Source organism: Streptomyces malaysiensis subsp. samsunensis (assembly GCF_024519315.1).
GTDB classification, from domain to species: Bacteria; Actinomycetota; Actinomycetes; order Streptomycetales; family Streptomycetaceae; genus Streptomyces; species Streptomyces malaysiensis.
Genome location: NZ_JANIIC010000043.1, coordinates 84,451 through 99,082 on the forward strand (window position 1 = coordinate 84,451; position 14,632 = coordinate 99,082).

The following is a 14,632-nucleotide window of genomic DNA, read 5'->3' on the forward strand; positions in this document are numbered from 1 at the left end:
CGGCCCAGAGTGTGTACCCCTCGCCGCCGACCGGTAGCCACAAGCATGACCCGCACGGGCAGGCGTGGAGGTGGCATCGGTGAGCGAGCGGGAACCCGAGGGCCGCTCCGGCGGCGGCTCCGGTCGCAAGGGCCGGCCGGCCTATCTGCGGACGAAGTCGATCGAGCAGTCCATCAAGGACACCGAGGAGCCCGAGCACGCCCTCACCCGGTCCCTGTCCGCCCTGGACCTCACGGTCTTCGGCGTCGGCGTGATCATCGGAACCGGCATCTTCGTCCTCACCGGGGCCGTCGCCAAGGAGCAGGCGGGCCCCGCGACCGCCCTCGCCTTCGTCGTCGCGGGCATCGTCTGCGCGCTGGCCGCCCTCTGCTACGCCGAGTTCGCCTCGACCGTCCCGGTGGCCGGATCCGCGTACACCTTCTCGTACGCCTCGCTGGGCGAACTGCCCGCCTGGACCATCGGCTGGGACCTGGTGCTGGAGTTCGCGCTCGGCACCGCCGTGGTCGCGGTCGGCTGGTCGGGCTACATCCGCGCGCTGCTGGCCAACGCCGGTTTGGAGCTGCCCGCGGCGCTGTCCGGCCCCGATGTGGCGCACGGTTTCTCCTTCGATGTGCTCTCCGCCGCGCTGGTGCTGGTGCTCACCGCGATCCTGGTCCTCGGGATGAAGCTGTCGGCGCGGGTCACCTCGGTGGTGGTCGCGGTGAAGGTGGCCGTGGTGCTGCTGGTCATCATCGCGGGCTCCTTCTTCGTCGACCCGGCCAACTACCGCCCCTTCATCCCCGAGGCCAAGGGCTCGATCTCGGGTTCCGGACTCACCGCGCCGCTGATCCAGCTGATGTCCGGCTACCAGCCGACCACCTTCGGCGTCGAGGGCATCTTCACCGCCGCCGCCGTGGTCTTCTTCGCCTTCATCGGCTTCGACATCGTGGCCACCGCGGCGGAGGAGACCAGGAACCCCCAGCGGGACGTGCCCCGGGGCATCCTCGGTTCGCTCTTCATCTGCACCGTGCTCTACGTCGGCGTGTCCGTCGTGGTCACCGGGATGCAGAAGTACACCGAGCTGAGCGTGGACGCCCCGCTCGCCGACGCCTTCAAGGCCACCGGACACCCCTTCTACGCGGGCGTCATCAGCTTCGGCGCCGCGGTCGGGCTCACCACGGTGTGCATGATCCTGCTGCTCGGCCAGAGCCGGGTGTTCTTCGCGATGAGCCGGGACGGGCTGCTGCCCAGGGTCTTCTCCGGGGTGCATCCGCGCTTCCGCACGCCGTACCGCTCGACGATCCTGCTCGGCGTGATCATCGCCATCGTCTCCGGGTTCACCAGCATCTCCCAACTGGCGGCCCTGGTGAACATCGGCACGCTCTTCGCCTTCGTCGTGGTCGCCCTGGGCGTGCTGATCCTCCGTCGCACCCGGCCCGATCTGCCCCGCGCCTTCCGCACGCCCTGGATGCCGGTGCTGCCGGTCGTGTCGGTGGTCGCGTCGCTGTGGCTGATGCTCAATCTGCCCGCCGAGACCTGGCTGCGGTTCGCGGTGTGGATGGCCATCGGCTTCATCGTCTACTTCCTCTACGGGCGCCGCCACAGCCGGGTGACCGAGGCGGGGACGCGCGGGGAGTAGGGGTGCTACGCCCCCTCCGGGCGGGGTGCTACGACCCCTCCGGGCGGGGTGCTACGACCCCTCCGGGCGGATTGTCCGGGGGCCCGTCACCTCCGCGTCCAGCGCGGATACCCGCGTCCGCAGCCCCTGGTCCGCCGTCACCACCAGGCAGGGACGCCCCTCGCCACGGGCCGCCACCACCGCCACGATGTGGTCGTCGCCGCTGCCCGGCGCGCTCTCCACCCGTACGCCCGCCACCGGTTCGACGCCCCGCGCCGTGCCCTCGACCACCATCACGATGTCCACCGGAGGGCGGGTGGCCCAGCCGGGCACGCCCGGCCGGCCGGGGAGCCCGGTCCCGGCGAGCGAGGCCAGCCGGTCGCGGAGCCGCTCGGCGGCCCCGCGCCGGTCGCGCCACCAGCCGTCGGGCACCGAGCCGACCACATTGGCGGCATCCACGACCACAACCCCATCCATAGTCCAGGCAAATTACTATGGACGTCGTTCGATCGGATGGAACGGCTCGGGGAAGGGTTGGCGGCGGGCCATGGCGTTGCGGTTGCTCCGCGGCAAGGACGGCAGGCTCACGGCCTACGTACCGGTGACGGGCGGTCTCGCCCGCTGGACCGAGGACCGCCCCGGCGGGTCTTCATGGACCGGCCCATGGCTGATCCGGACCCCCGGGCTGTCCCAGGTGACGATCGCTCAAGGGCCGGACGGCTACGCCCATCTGGTGGGGCTGCGGCGCACGGAGGGCAAGGACGGGCCGAAGGTCGACCTCGACGTCGTTCATGCCATCCAGTTCCAGACGGGCCGCCCGCTGACGGCGTGGCACTCCCTGGGCACCCCGCACCCCAAGGACCGCGCCAAGGCGCAGCGCACCGGCCCCCCGGCCGCGGCGCTTGACTCCTCCGGCGCCCTCCGCGTCTTCGTCCGCAACGCCGGGGGCGGGGTGAGCGCGCGGCGGCAGGACCCCAAGGGCACCTGGGAGCGCTGGACCGACTGGAAGGGCGAGCGGGTGCTGGGCGGGCTGTCGGCGGCCTCGACCGCCGACGGCCGTCTCGAACTGCTCGCACCGGCCGGGAAGGGCGCGGCGCTGCGCTGGTTCCAGCCCAAGCCCGGCGCCGCCCCGAAGCGTGGCGAGGACGTCCCCGCCGACGCCCGGCCTGATTCGGCGTCCGTGGTGGAGACCAGCCCCGGCACCCTCACCCACTACTGGCGCGACGCCCGCAGCGGTGAGCTCCTGGCCTGGCGGCCGGACGTCCCGGCCCCCGCGCCGCTTGGCGGGGCGGCGGGCACCGGCCCGGTCGCCGCGGTGCGCGCCGTGGTGGACGGCCATGACTGCACCGTTCTGGCCCACCAGGACACCGAGGCCGGCCGGCTGGCGGTCGCCGCCCACCCCAGCGAGGACGAGGCGGCGGGGGTGTGGTGGACCCCCACCGGCGAACAGGGCGCCCACACCCCGGCGCTGGCGCTCGACGGACAGGGCGGGGTGGTGCTGGCCGCGCTGAGTCTGGACGGAAAGCTCCTGGTGGCCCGTCAGAAGACCGACGAGCGCGGGCTGGCCCTCCATGCCTGGACCCGTGTGGGAGGCGGCTGAGCGGCGCGGCAGGCGGGCTGAGGGCCCGGCTGAGCGGCCGGGGGACGGCGCGGGCGCCGGACGGGACCCCTCGGCCCGCCCGGCGCCCGCGCCGTACGCCGTCCGGCTACGCCGGGACGCTCGCCACGCCCGGAGCCAGGAACGTCTTGCCGTTCACCCGCTCCGAGACGCCCTCGCGGTCCAGGTACGGCGTGATGCCGCCCAGGTGGAAGGGCCAGCCCGCACCGGTGATCAGGCACAGGTCGATGTCCTGCGCCTCGGCGACGACGCCCTCCTCGAGCATCAGGCCGAGCTCCTGCGCGACGGCGTCCAGCACCCGGGCGCGCACCTGCTCCTCGGAGAGGACGGTGTCGCCCTGCTGGAGCAGCGCGGCGACCTCCGGGTCCAGCTCCGGCTTCGCTGAACTGCCGCCGGCACGCACATAGAAGCCGCGCTTGCCCGCCTCGACCACGCGCTTGAGGTTCTCCGAGACCGTGAAGCGGTCCGGGAAGGCGCCGTGCAGCGTCTCCGAGACATGCAGGCCGATCGCCGGGCCGACCAGCTCCAGCAGCACCAGCGGGGACATCGGCAGGCCCAGCGGCTCGACGGCGCGCTCGGCGACGTCGACCGGGGTGCCCTCGTCGATGACGTTCTGGATCTCGCCCATGAAGCGGGTCAGGATCCGGTTGACCACGAACGCCGGGGCGTCCTTGACCAGAACGGCGGTCTTCCTCAGCTTCTTGGCCACCCCGAAGGCCGTGGCCAGCGCCGGGTCATCGGTCTTCTCACCGCGGACGATCTCCAGCAGCGGCAGGATCGCGACCGGGTTGAAGAAGTGGAAGCCCACGACCCGCTCGGGGTGCTTGAGCTGGGACGCCATCTCGGAGACCGACAGCGAGGAGGTGTTGGTGGCGAGGATGGCGTGCTCCGGCACGACCGCCTCGACCTCGGCGAACACCTGCTGCTTGACGCCCATCTCCTCGAAGACGGCCTCGATGACGAAGTCGGCGTCGGAGAAGGCGGCGGCCTTGTCCAGCGAACCGGTCACCGCGGCCTTGAGGCGATTGGCCTTGTCCTGGTTGATCCGGCCCTTGAGCAGCAGCTTGTCGATCTCGCCGTGGACATAGCCCACGCCCTTGTCGACGCGCTCCTGGTCGATGTCGGTCAGCACGACCGGCACCTCCAGACGCCGCGCGAACAGCAGCGCCAGCTGCGAGGCCATCAGGCCCGCGCCCACGACGCCCACCTTGGAGACCGGGCGCGCCAGCGACTTGTCCGGGGCGCCGGCCGGGCGCTTGCCGCGCTTCTGCACCAGGTTGAAGGCGTAGATGCCGCTGCGCAGCTCACTGCCCATGATCAGGTCGGCGAGCGCCTTCTCCTCGGCCTCGTAGCCCCGGGCGAGGTCGCCGTTGCGCGCGGCATCGATGATCTCCAGCGCGCGGTAGGCGGCGGGGGCCGCCCCGTGCACCTTGCCGTCGGCGATGGCGCGGCCGCGCACCACGGCCTCGTGCCAGGCGTCGCCGCGGTCGATCTCGGGCCGTACGACCTCGAGCTCGCCCTTGAGGACGGAGGCGGTCCAGATCAGCGACTGCTCCAGGAAGTCCGCGCCCTCGAAGATCGCGTCCGCGATCCCGAGCTCATAGACCTGCTCGCCCTTGAGCTGCTTGTTCTGGTTGAGCGAGTTCTCGATGATGACCGAGACCGCGCGGTCGGCGCCGATCAGGTTCGGCAGCAGGGTGCAGCCGCCCCAGCCGGGGACCAGGCCGAGGAAGACCTCGGGCAGCGAGAAGGCGGGCAGCGCCGAGGAGACGGTGCGGTAGGTGCAGTGCAGCCCGACCTCCACACCGCCGCCCATCGCCGCGCCGTTGTAGTACGCGAACGTGGGCACGGCGAGCGCCGACAGCCGCTTGAAGACGTCATGGCCGCCCTTGCCGATGGCCAGCGCGTCCTCATGGCGCTTCAGCAGCTCCACGCCCTTGAGGTCGGCGCCCACGGCGAAGATGAACGGCTTGCCGGTGATGCCGACACCGGTGATCTCGCCGTCCGCGGCCTCCTTCTCGACCTGGTCGATCGCCGTGTTGAGATTGGCGAGCGAGGCCGGGCCGAAGGTGGTGGGCTTGGTGTGGTCCAGGCCGTTGTCCAGCGTGATGAGCGCGAAGCGGCCGGCGCCCTGGGGGAGATCGAGGTGGCGGACGTGCGCCTGCGTCACGACCTCGCCCGGGAACAGCTCTGCCGCCCCCTTGAGAAGCTCTGCGGTGTTGGTCACTTGTTCCCCTCGAAGTGCGGGTTCTCCCAGATCACGGTGCCACCCATACCGAAGCCGATGCACATCGTGGTGATGCCGTAGCGGACCTCGGGGCGCTCCTCGAACTGCCGTGCAAGCTGCGTCATCAGGCGGACACCGGAGGAGGCCAGCGGATGGCCGAAGGCGATCGCGCCGCCGTACTGGTTGACGCGCTCATCGTCGTCCGCGATGCCGTAGTGGTCCAGGAACGACAGGACCTGGACGGCGAACGCCTCGTTGATCTCGAACAGGCCGATGTCCTCGATCGACAGACCGGCCTTGGCGAGGGCCTTCTTGGTGGCCGGGACCGGGCCGTAGCCCATCACCTCGGGCTCGACGCCCGCGAAGGCGAAGGAGACCAGGCGCATCCGCACCGGCAGGCCGAGCTCCCGGGCGAAGTCCTCGGAGGCGATCAGCGAGGCGGTGGCGCCGTCGTTGAGCCCCGCGGAGTTACCGGCCGTGACCCGGCCGTGCGGGCGGAACGGGGTCTTCAGCGAGGCCAGGCCCTCCAGCGTGGTGCCCGGACGCATCGGCTCGTCGGCCGTGGCCAGGCCCCAGCCCAGCTCCCCGCCCTCGGGGGAGGTGCGGCGCACCGAGATCGGCACCAGGTCCTGCTGGATCTTTCCGTTGGCGTACGCCTTGGCGGCCTTCTCCTGGCTGCGCAGTGCGAACTCGTCGGCGCGCTGCTTGGAGATATGCGGCAGCCGGTCGTGGAGGTTCTCCGCCGTCATGCCCATGAACAGGGCCGACTCATCGACCAGCTTCTCCGAGACGAAGCGGGGGTTGGGGTCGACGGACTCGCCCATGGGGTGGCGGCCCATGTGCTCGACACCGCCCGCGACGACGGCGTCGTAGGCACCGAAGGCGATGGATCCCGCGGTGGTGGTCACGGCCGTCATGGCACCGGCGCACATTCGGTCGATGGCGTAGCCGGGGACCGACTGGGGCAGCCCGGCCAGGATGCCCGCGGTGCGGCCGATGGTCAGGCCCTGGTCGCCGATCTGCGTCGTCGCGGCGATGGCCACCTCGTCGATGCGCTCCGGCGGCAGATCCGGGTTGCGGCGCAGCAGCTCCCGGATGCACTTGACGACCAGGTCGTCGGCGCGGGTCTCGTGGTAGATGCCCTTCGGGCCCGCCTTGCCGAATGGGGTCCGGACGCCGTCGACGAAGACGACGTCCCTAGCGGTACGAGGCACGTTGGCTCTCCTCCAGGTGCGGGATGGCACTGCTGCGGGCACGCCCGGGGCGCGCCGTCACACCCTCATGCTACTTATGAGTAACCAAGCTGCCCAGTCCTCACCGCCGGAGGGTTGAACGTCACAGCCGTGGACCGGTGGCACCCGCCGCCGGTCCACGCGCGTCACATCAGGCGGGCGGCGTCAGCAAGGCGGCCGTCAGCACCGGGGTCACCTGGTCGATCTGCCAGGAGCGGGCGCCGTGACCTGCGAGAACGGAGGCGATCGCATCCGTCGTCGGCTCGGCGGGCGGCTCCCAGCACAGCCGCCGGACGGTGTCCGGGGCGATCAGGTTCTCCTGCGGAAGATTCAGCTGTTCGGCCAGTTGGGTGACGGCCGCACGCGCCGCGGAGAGCCGCGCCGCCGCGGCCGGGTCCTTGTCGGCCCACGCCCGCGGCGGGGGCGGACCGGCCACCGGCTGGCCCGGCTGCGGAAGGTCGGCCTCCGGCAGGGCCCGCGCCCGGTCCACCGCGGCCTGCCACTGCTCCAGCTGACGCCGGTTCATCCGGTGGCCGAAACCGCTGAGCGCGGCCAGCGCCCGCACGTTGGCGGGCAGGGCAAGCGCGGCCTCGACGATGGCCGCGTCGCCCAGCACCTTGCCCGGTGAGACATCGCGGCGCTGGGCGATCCGGTCCCGCGCCGTCCACAGCTCGCGCACCACGGCCATCTGCCGGCGCCGCCGCACCTTGTGCATCCCCGACGTACGCCGCCAGGGATCCTTGCGCGGCGGGGCGGGCGGGGCCGCGGCGATGGCCGCGAACTCCTGGTGCGCCCAGTCCAGCTTGCCCTGCCGCGCCAGCTCCTCCTCCAGCGCATCGCGCAGGTCCACCAGCAGCTCGACATCGAGCGCGGCGTAGTGCAGCCAGGGCTCGGGCAGCGGGCGGGTGGACCAGTCGACGGCGGAGTGGCCCTTCTCCAGGGCGTATCCGAGGATGTTCTCGACCATGGCGCCCAGCCCCACCCGGGCGAATCCGGCCAGCCGGCCCGCGAGTTCGGTGTCGAAGATCCGGGCCGGGACCATGCCTATGTCCCGCAGACAGGGCAGATCCTGGGTCGCGGCGTGCAGCACCCATTCGGCGTCGGCGATCACGGCGCCCAGACCGGAGAGGTCGGGGCAGCCGACGGGGTCGATCAGTGCGGTCCCCGCTCCGGCCCGGCGCAGCTGGACCAGATAGGCCCGCTGTCCGTAGCGGTAGCCGGAGGCGCGCTCGGCATCGACGGCCACCGGGCCGTGGCCCGCGGCGAAGGTCGCGATGACCTCGGCGAGGGCGTCCGCGTCCGCGGTGACGGGCGGGATGCCCTCACGCGGCTCCAGCAAGGGGACCGGCGCCGGGGGGAGGTCGTCCGGAGGAGCGCCCCCGGTGGTTCGCAGTGTCGTCTCTGCTGCGGTCTCTTGGGCGTCGGTCACCTGTCAAGGGTAGCTGTGTGCGGAGAGTACGCAGGGCGCCCGTCGACGGAACGTTCCGTCGACGGGCGCGGGGGTGATGGAGAGCCGCATGGCGGCCGGGCGGGCGGTACGGCTCAGTGGATGATTCCGGTGCGCAGCGCGACCGCGACCATTCCGGCCCGGTCCCCGGTGCCCAGCTTGCGGGCGATCCGGGCGAGGTGACTCTTGACGGTGAGCGCGGACAGGCCCATCGAGACGCCGATGGCCTTGTTGGACTGGCCCTCCGCAACCAGCCTCAGCACCTCGACCTCGCGGCCCGACAGCTCCCGGTAGCCGCCCGGGTGGCCGGGGGCGCCCGGCGGGCGGCGGTGCATCCGGGCGGCGGCGCCGAGCGGGGCGGCGCCGGGGCGGCCCGGGATGCCGAGGTTGGTGCGGGTGCCGGTGACGACATAGCCCTTGACGCCCCCGGCCAGTGCGTTCCGTACCGCGCCGATGTCATCGGCGGCGGACAGGGCCAGCCCGTTGGGCCAGCCCGCGGCGCGGGTCTCGGACAGCAGCGTGAGGCCGGAGCCGTCGGGAAGGTGGACATCGGCGACGCAGATGTCGCGTGGGTTGCCGATGCGGGGACGGGCCTCCGCGATGGACGACGCCTCGATGACGTCGCGCACCCCGAGGGCCCAGAGGTGGCGGGTGACGGTGGAACGTACGCGGGGGTCGGCGACGACGACCATGGCCGTCGGCTTGTTGGGGCGGTAGGCGACCAGGCTGGACGGTTGCTCGAGGAGAACAGACACCAGGTCCTCCTGGGTAAGTGGTGGGACGGGTCATAACGTCCTTCGGCACCGATAGGGCCCGGCTTTAGAGAAAGATCACGATTTGGTGAGTAACAATTCGGGCGATTAGGACGACTGATCGATCGTGACTGATCTTTTTCAGGACATCCGGAAGCTCAGCGTCTTTTTCCGTACATCCCGAACATCCCGAATATTGCGGGGCTCAGCGCGCCTGAGGTCCCCTCCGCTGCGGGAGCGAGACGACGCCCGCCTCCGTGGCGCCCGCCGGAGGCAGCCCCGCGATCTGGCACAGGAGGTCGCACCAGGCGGCCAGATGTCCCGCGGTGTCCGGTACGACCAGCCGCTCGGCCGCGCCCTCGCCCGCCGGCTCCCGGCGCCGGGGGCCGGAGCGGGCCGGTTCGGGGGGCGGGTGGTCGGACGGGGTCCAGGAGGCGCGGATCTCGATCTTGGTCGACGGCTCCCGTTCGCCCATCGCGCCGAAGTAGTGCGAGCTCGCCCGGGTGACCGTGCCGCTGGGCTCCCCGTAGGGCAGACCGCGTGCCTCCAGTGCGCCGGTGAGCCAGGACCAGCACACCTCCGGCAGCAGCGGATCCGCCGCGATCTCCGGCTCCAGGTCCGCGTGGACCAGCGTGACCAGGCGGAAGGTGCCGCGCCAGGCGTCGTGCCCGGCCGGGTCGTGCAGCAGGATCAGCCGCCCCTCGGCCAGCTCCTCGTCATCGCCGGACGCGCCGGTGACCACCGCCTCCAGCGCGTACGAGTAGGGTGCGAGCCGACGCGGGGGTGGGGTCGGATCGAGCTCCACCTCGGGCCGTACCCGCACACCGCGCAGCGCGGTGACGGCATGCCGGAAGGCGGGAGGCGTGTCATCGCCGCCCGCGTCCGTGCCGTCAGGGCCGTCAGCACCGTTCGAGAGGTGTCCTTGAACCGCTGCCATGCCCGGAAGACTAGGCGCAGTGAGGGCCCTAACCGGGGAGGAACACCCGGGTTGGCGGGTCACTCGTTCGGCCCGTGCGAAGATTTGGGGCATGAGCGCCAGTGAGCGGCCCTCGGGCCAGCAGCAGACCGGCCGCCCCACGGCCGGTGCCACAGCCGATTCGGCTTTTCTGCGGGCCTGCCGCCGGGAGCCGGTGCCCCACACGCCCGTGTGGTTCATGCGGCAGGCGGGGCGCTCGCTCCCGGAGTACCGCAAGCTGCGCGAGGGCACCGCGATGCTCGAGTCCTGTATGCGGCCCGACCTGGTCACCGAGATCACGCTCCAGCCGGTGCGCCGCCACCGAGTGGACGCGGCCATCTACTTCAGCGACATCGTCGTACCGCTCAAGGCCATCGGTGTCGACCTCGACATCAAGCCCGGGGTCGGGCCCGTCGTCGAGCGGCCGATCCGCACCCGCGCCGATCTGGAGCGTCTGCGTCCGCTCGATCCGGACGATGTGAAGTACGTCACCGAGGCCGTCGGGGCGCTCATCGGCGAGCTCGGCGCGACCCCGCTGATCGGCTTCGCGGGCGCGCCCTTCACGCTCGCCAGCTATCTGGTCGAGGGCGGCCCGTCGCGCAACCACGAGCACACCAAGGCGCTCATGTACGGCGACCCGGCGCTCTGGGCCGCGCTGCTCGACCGGCTCGCCGACATCACCTCGGCCTTCCTCAAGGTCCAGATCGAGGCGGGCGCCTCGGCCGTACAGCTCTTCGACTCCTGGGTGGGCGCCCTGGCCCCCGCCGACTACCGCCGCAGCGTGCTGCCCGCCTCCCGGAAGGTCTTCGACGCCGTCGCCGGATACGGTGTGCCGCGCATTCACTTCGGCGTGGGCACCGGTGAGTTGCTCGGGCTGCTCGGCGAGGCGGGCGCGGATGTCGTCGGCGTCGACTGGCGGGTGCCGATGGACGAGGCCGCCCGGCGCGTCGGTCCCGGCAAGGCGCTCCAGGGCAATCTCGACCCCGCCGTGCTCTTCGCGCCGCGCGCGGCCGTCGAGGCCAAGGCGGACGAGGTGCTGGAGGCGGCCCGGGGGCTGGAGGGGCATATCTTCAACCTCGGCCATGGCGTGCTGCCCAGCACCGACCCGGACGCGCTCACCCGCCTCGTGGAGTATGTGCACACCAGGAGCGCATCGCGCGCACCTTCTGTGAAGGTCTGAACCAAGGGGGAACCCGCGTATCTCCCGTGGCGTCGTGAGGGGCATGACCGACATGCCCGCCACCGCGCTGTCAGATTCGCCGGAGTCGCCGGAGTGTGTCCACTTCGTCGACGACTGGGACGGCATCCTCCACGAGACCTATGGCGGCGATTCGGACCGGGCCGTCCTGGACTGTGCCCGGCGGCTGGCGGCCGACCCCGCGGGCGAGGGGGCGTACGCGTGGACGCTCGGGCTGGTCATGATGGCCGCGCATATCGGCCGGTTCTCCCGTAAGGACGTCGCGGCGGCGGCCCTGGAGGCCCTCCACGCCACCGACCGGCGGCTGCGCGAGGCGCCCTGCGCCCACCGGACGCATCCGTACGAGAGCGATCTGGACGACCGGATCGACCACTTCGTGGACGATCTGCCGCTGCTCACCAACGGGTTGACCGAGGACGAGGACCCCGACTGGGAGGACGACGCCACCAAGGAGCAGTGGCTGTGCCCGCGCGACATCGCCGGGTACGCGCGGGTCGCCGTGGACATCATCGCCCCCGGCAGCGTGGGCGGTATCCCGCCCCGGCTGCCGGTCCGCGACGCGCGCCGCGCCGAGGATCTGCGCTCCATCGTCTGGGACTACCCGAGCGCGGCCGTCGACCCCGGTCAGGAGCTGTCGGCCTACGCCAGGAACCTGGTCGCCAACCCGCTCGGCTATCACCGCGCCGGGCTCGTGGTCGTGCTGCACGCCGCCTGCTGGTACGCCGCCAGCGGCCGGATCCGCGACCGGCGGGTCCTGGACACCATGGTGGACGCCCTGGAGGCGGTGCTGCCCGGTCTCGGCGACGCGTCGTGCGGGCACGGCGAGGGCGACCACCCCGAAGTCGGCCGGGACACCGCGGAGCAGGCCACCGTGGGCATCCATCTGCTCAGCCCCGGCGGCCGGGGCGTCTACCGCCAATGGCACCGGGAGGAGCTGGAGACGGCGCCGCTGGAGGCGTGGCTGTGCCCGGCCTTCCTCGCCGCGATCGCCCGCGAGGCGCTGGACCATCTGCGCACCGGCCGGGAACGGCTCTTCGGCCTCCGGGACACCGCCCACCTGGACGGGGCGCTCGTACGCCCCGACGGGCGGCTCGACATCGAACGGCTCACCCACGCCCTGCGCTTCCGCTGCCGGGACGGGCAGGCCGCACAGGACGCCGGGCTGTGGGCCGCGCGGCGGTTCGCGGCGGGCCCGGCCGATCCGCGCGAGCGGCTGGTGCTGCTGCTGGTCGCCTGCTGGTCGGTGACCTCCGCCGAGGAGGCGCCGCCCGAGGCCGTCCACCGGGATCTGCGGGCGATCCTCGGCGCGGTGCGGACCGGTCCGGCGGCCGGGCCCTGCCCCCATGACGCGCACCCCTGGGAGATGCTGGCCGAACTGGCCGGCCGCCGTCACTTCGGCCTCCACGAGGACCCTTACGGCGCCCATCTCAACCATCTGTACGCGCCCGGGGAGTACGACACTCCCGAGCCGCCCTTCGACCCGGAGGCGTGGAGCTGCCCCCGCCATGTGGCCGGGCGGGTCAGGGAGGCGCTGCGGATCATCGACGGCGCGCACTGATCGGCGGCGGGGGCGACGGGGCTTGGCGCCTGCGGCGGGCCTTCCCCTCCCCGCCCCTTCCCGAAACCGGGGCTCCGCCCCGGACCCCGCTCCTCAAACGCCGGAGGGGCTGATTTCAGCGCCCCGCCCCTTCCCGCGGCACCGCAACGATATGCGGCTCCAGCGTGGTCCGCCGGACACCCCGTAAGAGCGCGCCGCGGGCTCAGTGGCGCTCCGCCGCCCTTACGGTCGCCGCCGCCTTGCGCGCCGCCACCAGCACCGGGTCCCACACCGGGGAGAACGGCGGGGCGTAGCCCAGGTCCAGCGCCGTCATCCGCTCCACCGTCATCCCGGCGGTGAGCGCGACCGCCGCGATGTCCACCCGCTTGCCCGCGCCCTCGCGGCCGACGATCTGCGTGCCGAGCAGCCGTCCCGTGCGCCGCTCGGCGAGCATCTTCACCGTCATCGGCCGGGTCTCCGGGTAGTACCCGGCCCGGCTGGTCGACTTGATCGTGACCGCCTCGAACTTCAGCCCCACGGCGGCCGCTTCGGCCTCCAGCAGTCCGGTGCGGGCGATCTCCAGATCGCAGACCTTGCTGACCGCCGTGCCGACGACACCGGGGAAGGTCGCGTAGTCGCCGCCCACATTGGAGCCGATGACCTGCCCGTGCTTATTGGCGTGGGTGCCCAGCGGAATGTGCCGGGTGCGGCCGGACACCAGGTCGAGGACCTCGACACAGTCGCCGCCCGCCCAGATGTTGTCGTAACCGCGCACCCGCATGGCCTGATCGGTCAGCAGCCCGCCGTAATCGCCCACCGGCAGCCCCGCTTCCTGGGCGAGCCCGGTCTCGGGGGCCACCCCGAGGCCCAGGACCACGAGGTCGGCGGGGTACTCGCTGACCTTGGTGGCCACGGCCCGCACCCGGCCGTCCTCGCCCGTGACCACCTCGGTGACCTCGGCGCCGGTCACGGTGTCGATGCCGAGCCCCGACATCGCGTCGCGCACCAGCCGCCCCATATCGGGGTCGAGCGTGGACATCGGCTGGTCACCGCGTTCCAGGACGGTGACCAGACAGCCGCGCTGGATCAGCGCCTCGGCCATCTCCACCCCGATGTATCCGGCGCCGATCACGACCGCCCGCTCGACCGGGGTGGACTCCAGGGTCTCCAGCAGCGCCCGCCCGTCGTCCAGGGTCTGCACCCCGTGGACGCCGGGAGCGTCGATCCCGGGCATCCGGGGGCGGCGCGGCCGGGCGCCGGTGGCGATGACCAGGTCGTCGAAGCCGTACCAGCGCTCGTCCTCGCCGCGCGGGTCGAGGTCCCGGGCCAGGACCCGCTGTTCGGCGAGGTCGATCTCGACGACCTCGGTGTTGGTCCGCACGTCGATCCCGCGGCCCCGGTGGGTCTCCGGCGTACGGGCCACCAGCTCGTCGGGGCCGTTCACCACCCCGCCGACCCAGTACGGGATGCCGCAGGCCGAGTACGAGGTGAACTGGCCGCGCTCGAAGGCGAGGATCTCCAGTTCGCCGCGGCTCTTGAGCCTGCGCGCCCGCGACGCGGCGGACATCCCCGCCGCGTCGCCTCCGATGACCACCATGCGTCGTGCCGCCGCCATGTATGCCCCTCCGCCACTGGATGTCCGGCTTTAGGGCACCAACTTATGCGGCGCGCGCGGTGTGCTCCCGGATCAGCATGTACAGCAGTGCGCTGATGAGCATCAGCGCACCGTCGATGTAGACCGCGTGGGTCCAGCTGCCGTAGTGGTCGAAGAGGGTGCCGCCGAGCGCCGGGCTGATCACCGCGCCGATCTCCCCGACCAGGTTGAACAGGCCGAAGGCCGCGCCGCGTTCGGCCGCGTCGACCACGTCGTTCAGCAGCGCGTGCGCCATCGGCTGGAGCGCGTCGGGAATTGCGAACACCTGCCTGGTGGGTCACCTGGACGGATGGTCGTTGGGGAAGTGGCGGTCGTGTGTGTGGTGGTCGTACTACGGTCCGATGTCATGAAGCTGGTTGTGCAGGTGAATTGCGCCCGTGTGGCGCTGATGGGGGTATTCCGAAGGGAGTCCTAC

The 14,632-nt window shown here is 72.2% G+C and carries 12 protein-coding genes; 4 read left to right on the top strand and 8 right to left on the bottom strand.

Annotated elements, in window-relative coordinates; all coding sequences use genetic code 11:
* Nucleotides 1-145 precede the first annotated feature (145 nt).
* Nucleotides 146-1,618 carry an amino acid permease gene (locus NQU54_RS31115; RefSeq protein WP_257633952.1) on the top strand — a complete coding sequence of 491 codons (1,473 nt, stop codon included), beginning with the start codon at nucleotides 146-148 and terminating at the stop codon, nucleotides 1,616-1,618.
* Nucleotides 1,619-1,669: 51 nt separating this feature from the next.
* On the opposite strand, the gene NQU54_RS31120 is transcribed toward NQU54_RS31115, so the two are convergent.
* The gene (locus NQU54_RS31120) at nucleotides 1,670-2,074 is read right to left on the bottom strand and encodes an NTP pyrophosphohydrolase (protein WP_257633940.1); all 405 of its coding nucleotides are present in this window, start codon (nucleotides 2,072-2,074) and stop codon (nucleotides 1,670-1,672) included.
* Between the two features lie 70 nt (nucleotides 2,075-2,144).
* On the opposite strand from NQU54_RS31120, the gene NQU54_RS31125 reads away from it, so the two are divergent.
* Nucleotides 2,145-3,197 (top strand): PLL family lectin, encoded by a 1,053-nt coding sequence (locus NQU54_RS31125; protein ID WP_257633941.1) that lies wholly within the window; start codon nucleotides 2,145-2,147, stop codon nucleotides 3,195-3,197.
* Between the two features lie 106 nt (nucleotides 3,198-3,303).
* Here the strand turns inward: NQU54_RS31125 and NQU54_RS31130 are convergent, their stop codons facing one another.
* The 5 genes from NQU54_RS31130 to NQU54_RS31150 all read right to left on the bottom strand — a co-directional run bounded on the left by NQU54_RS31130 (nucleotide 3,304) and on the right by NQU54_RS31150 (nucleotide 9,810).
* Nucleotides 3,304-5,442, bottom strand: coding sequence for a 3-hydroxyacyl-CoA dehydrogenase NAD-binding domain-containing protein (locus NQU54_RS31130; RefSeq protein ID WP_257633942.1), 2,139 nt, complete (start codon nucleotides 5,440-5,442; stop codon nucleotides 3,304-3,306).
* Entirely contained in the window at nucleotides 5,439-6,656 is a 1,218-nt protein-coding gene (locus tag NQU54_RS31135; protein ID WP_069867186.1) for a thiolase family protein, read from the bottom strand. Before NQU54_RS31135 ends, NQU54_RS31130 begins: the two co-directional genes overlap by 4 nt.
* A gap of 169 nt (nucleotides 6,657-6,825) precedes the next feature.
* Nucleotides 6,826-8,103 (bottom strand): ribonuclease D, encoded by a 1,278-nt coding sequence (locus NQU54_RS31140; protein WP_099015226.1) that lies wholly within the window; start codon nucleotides 8,101-8,103, stop codon nucleotides 6,826-6,828.
* 113 nt (nucleotides 8,104-8,216) lie between these two features.
* The gene (locus NQU54_RS31145) at nucleotides 8,217-8,876 is read right to left on the bottom strand and encodes a response regulator transcription factor (RefSeq protein WP_014175686.1); all 660 of its coding nucleotides are present in this window, start codon (nucleotides 8,874-8,876) and stop codon (nucleotides 8,217-8,219) included.
* Between the two features lie 202 nt (nucleotides 8,877-9,078).
* Nucleotides 9,079-9,810, bottom strand: coding sequence for a DUF3000 domain-containing protein (locus tag NQU54_RS31150; protein WP_257633943.1), 732 nt, complete (start codon nucleotides 9,808-9,810; stop codon nucleotides 9,079-9,081).
* A 91-nt stretch (nucleotides 9,811-9,901) separates the two neighbouring features.
* Between NQU54_RS31150 and hemE the strand changes: the two genes are divergently transcribed.
* Nucleotides 9,902-11,008: a uroporphyrinogen decarboxylase gene (gene hemE, locus NQU54_RS31155; RefSeq protein WP_257633944.1), complete on the top strand. Its 1,107-nt coding sequence runs from the start codon at nucleotides 9,902-9,904 to the stop codon at nucleotides 11,006-11,008.
* Between the two features lie 43 nt (nucleotides 11,009-11,051).
* The gene (locus NQU54_RS31160; RefSeq protein ID WP_257633945.1) at nucleotides 11,052-12,584 is read left to right on the top strand and encodes a hypothetical protein; all 1,533 of its coding nucleotides are present in this window, start codon (nucleotides 11,052-11,054) and stop codon (nucleotides 12,582-12,584) included.
* A gap of 202 nt (nucleotides 12,585-12,786) precedes the next feature.
* Here the strand turns inward: NQU54_RS31160 and NQU54_RS31165 are convergent, their stop codons facing one another.
* On the bottom strand, nucleotides 12,787-14,178 hold the full coding sequence (locus NQU54_RS31165; RefSeq protein WP_257633946.1) for an FAD-dependent oxidoreductase: 1,392 nt from the start codon (nucleotides 14,176-14,178) through the stop codon (nucleotides 12,787-12,789).
* 43 nt (nucleotides 14,179-14,221) lie between these two features.
* Nucleotides 14,222-14,482: an MFS transporter gene (locus NQU54_RS31170; RefSeq protein ID WP_257633947.1), complete on the bottom strand. Its 261-nt coding sequence runs from the start codon at nucleotides 14,480-14,482 to the stop codon at nucleotides 14,222-14,224.
* Between the last annotated feature and the right edge of the window lie 150 nt (nucleotides 14,483-14,632).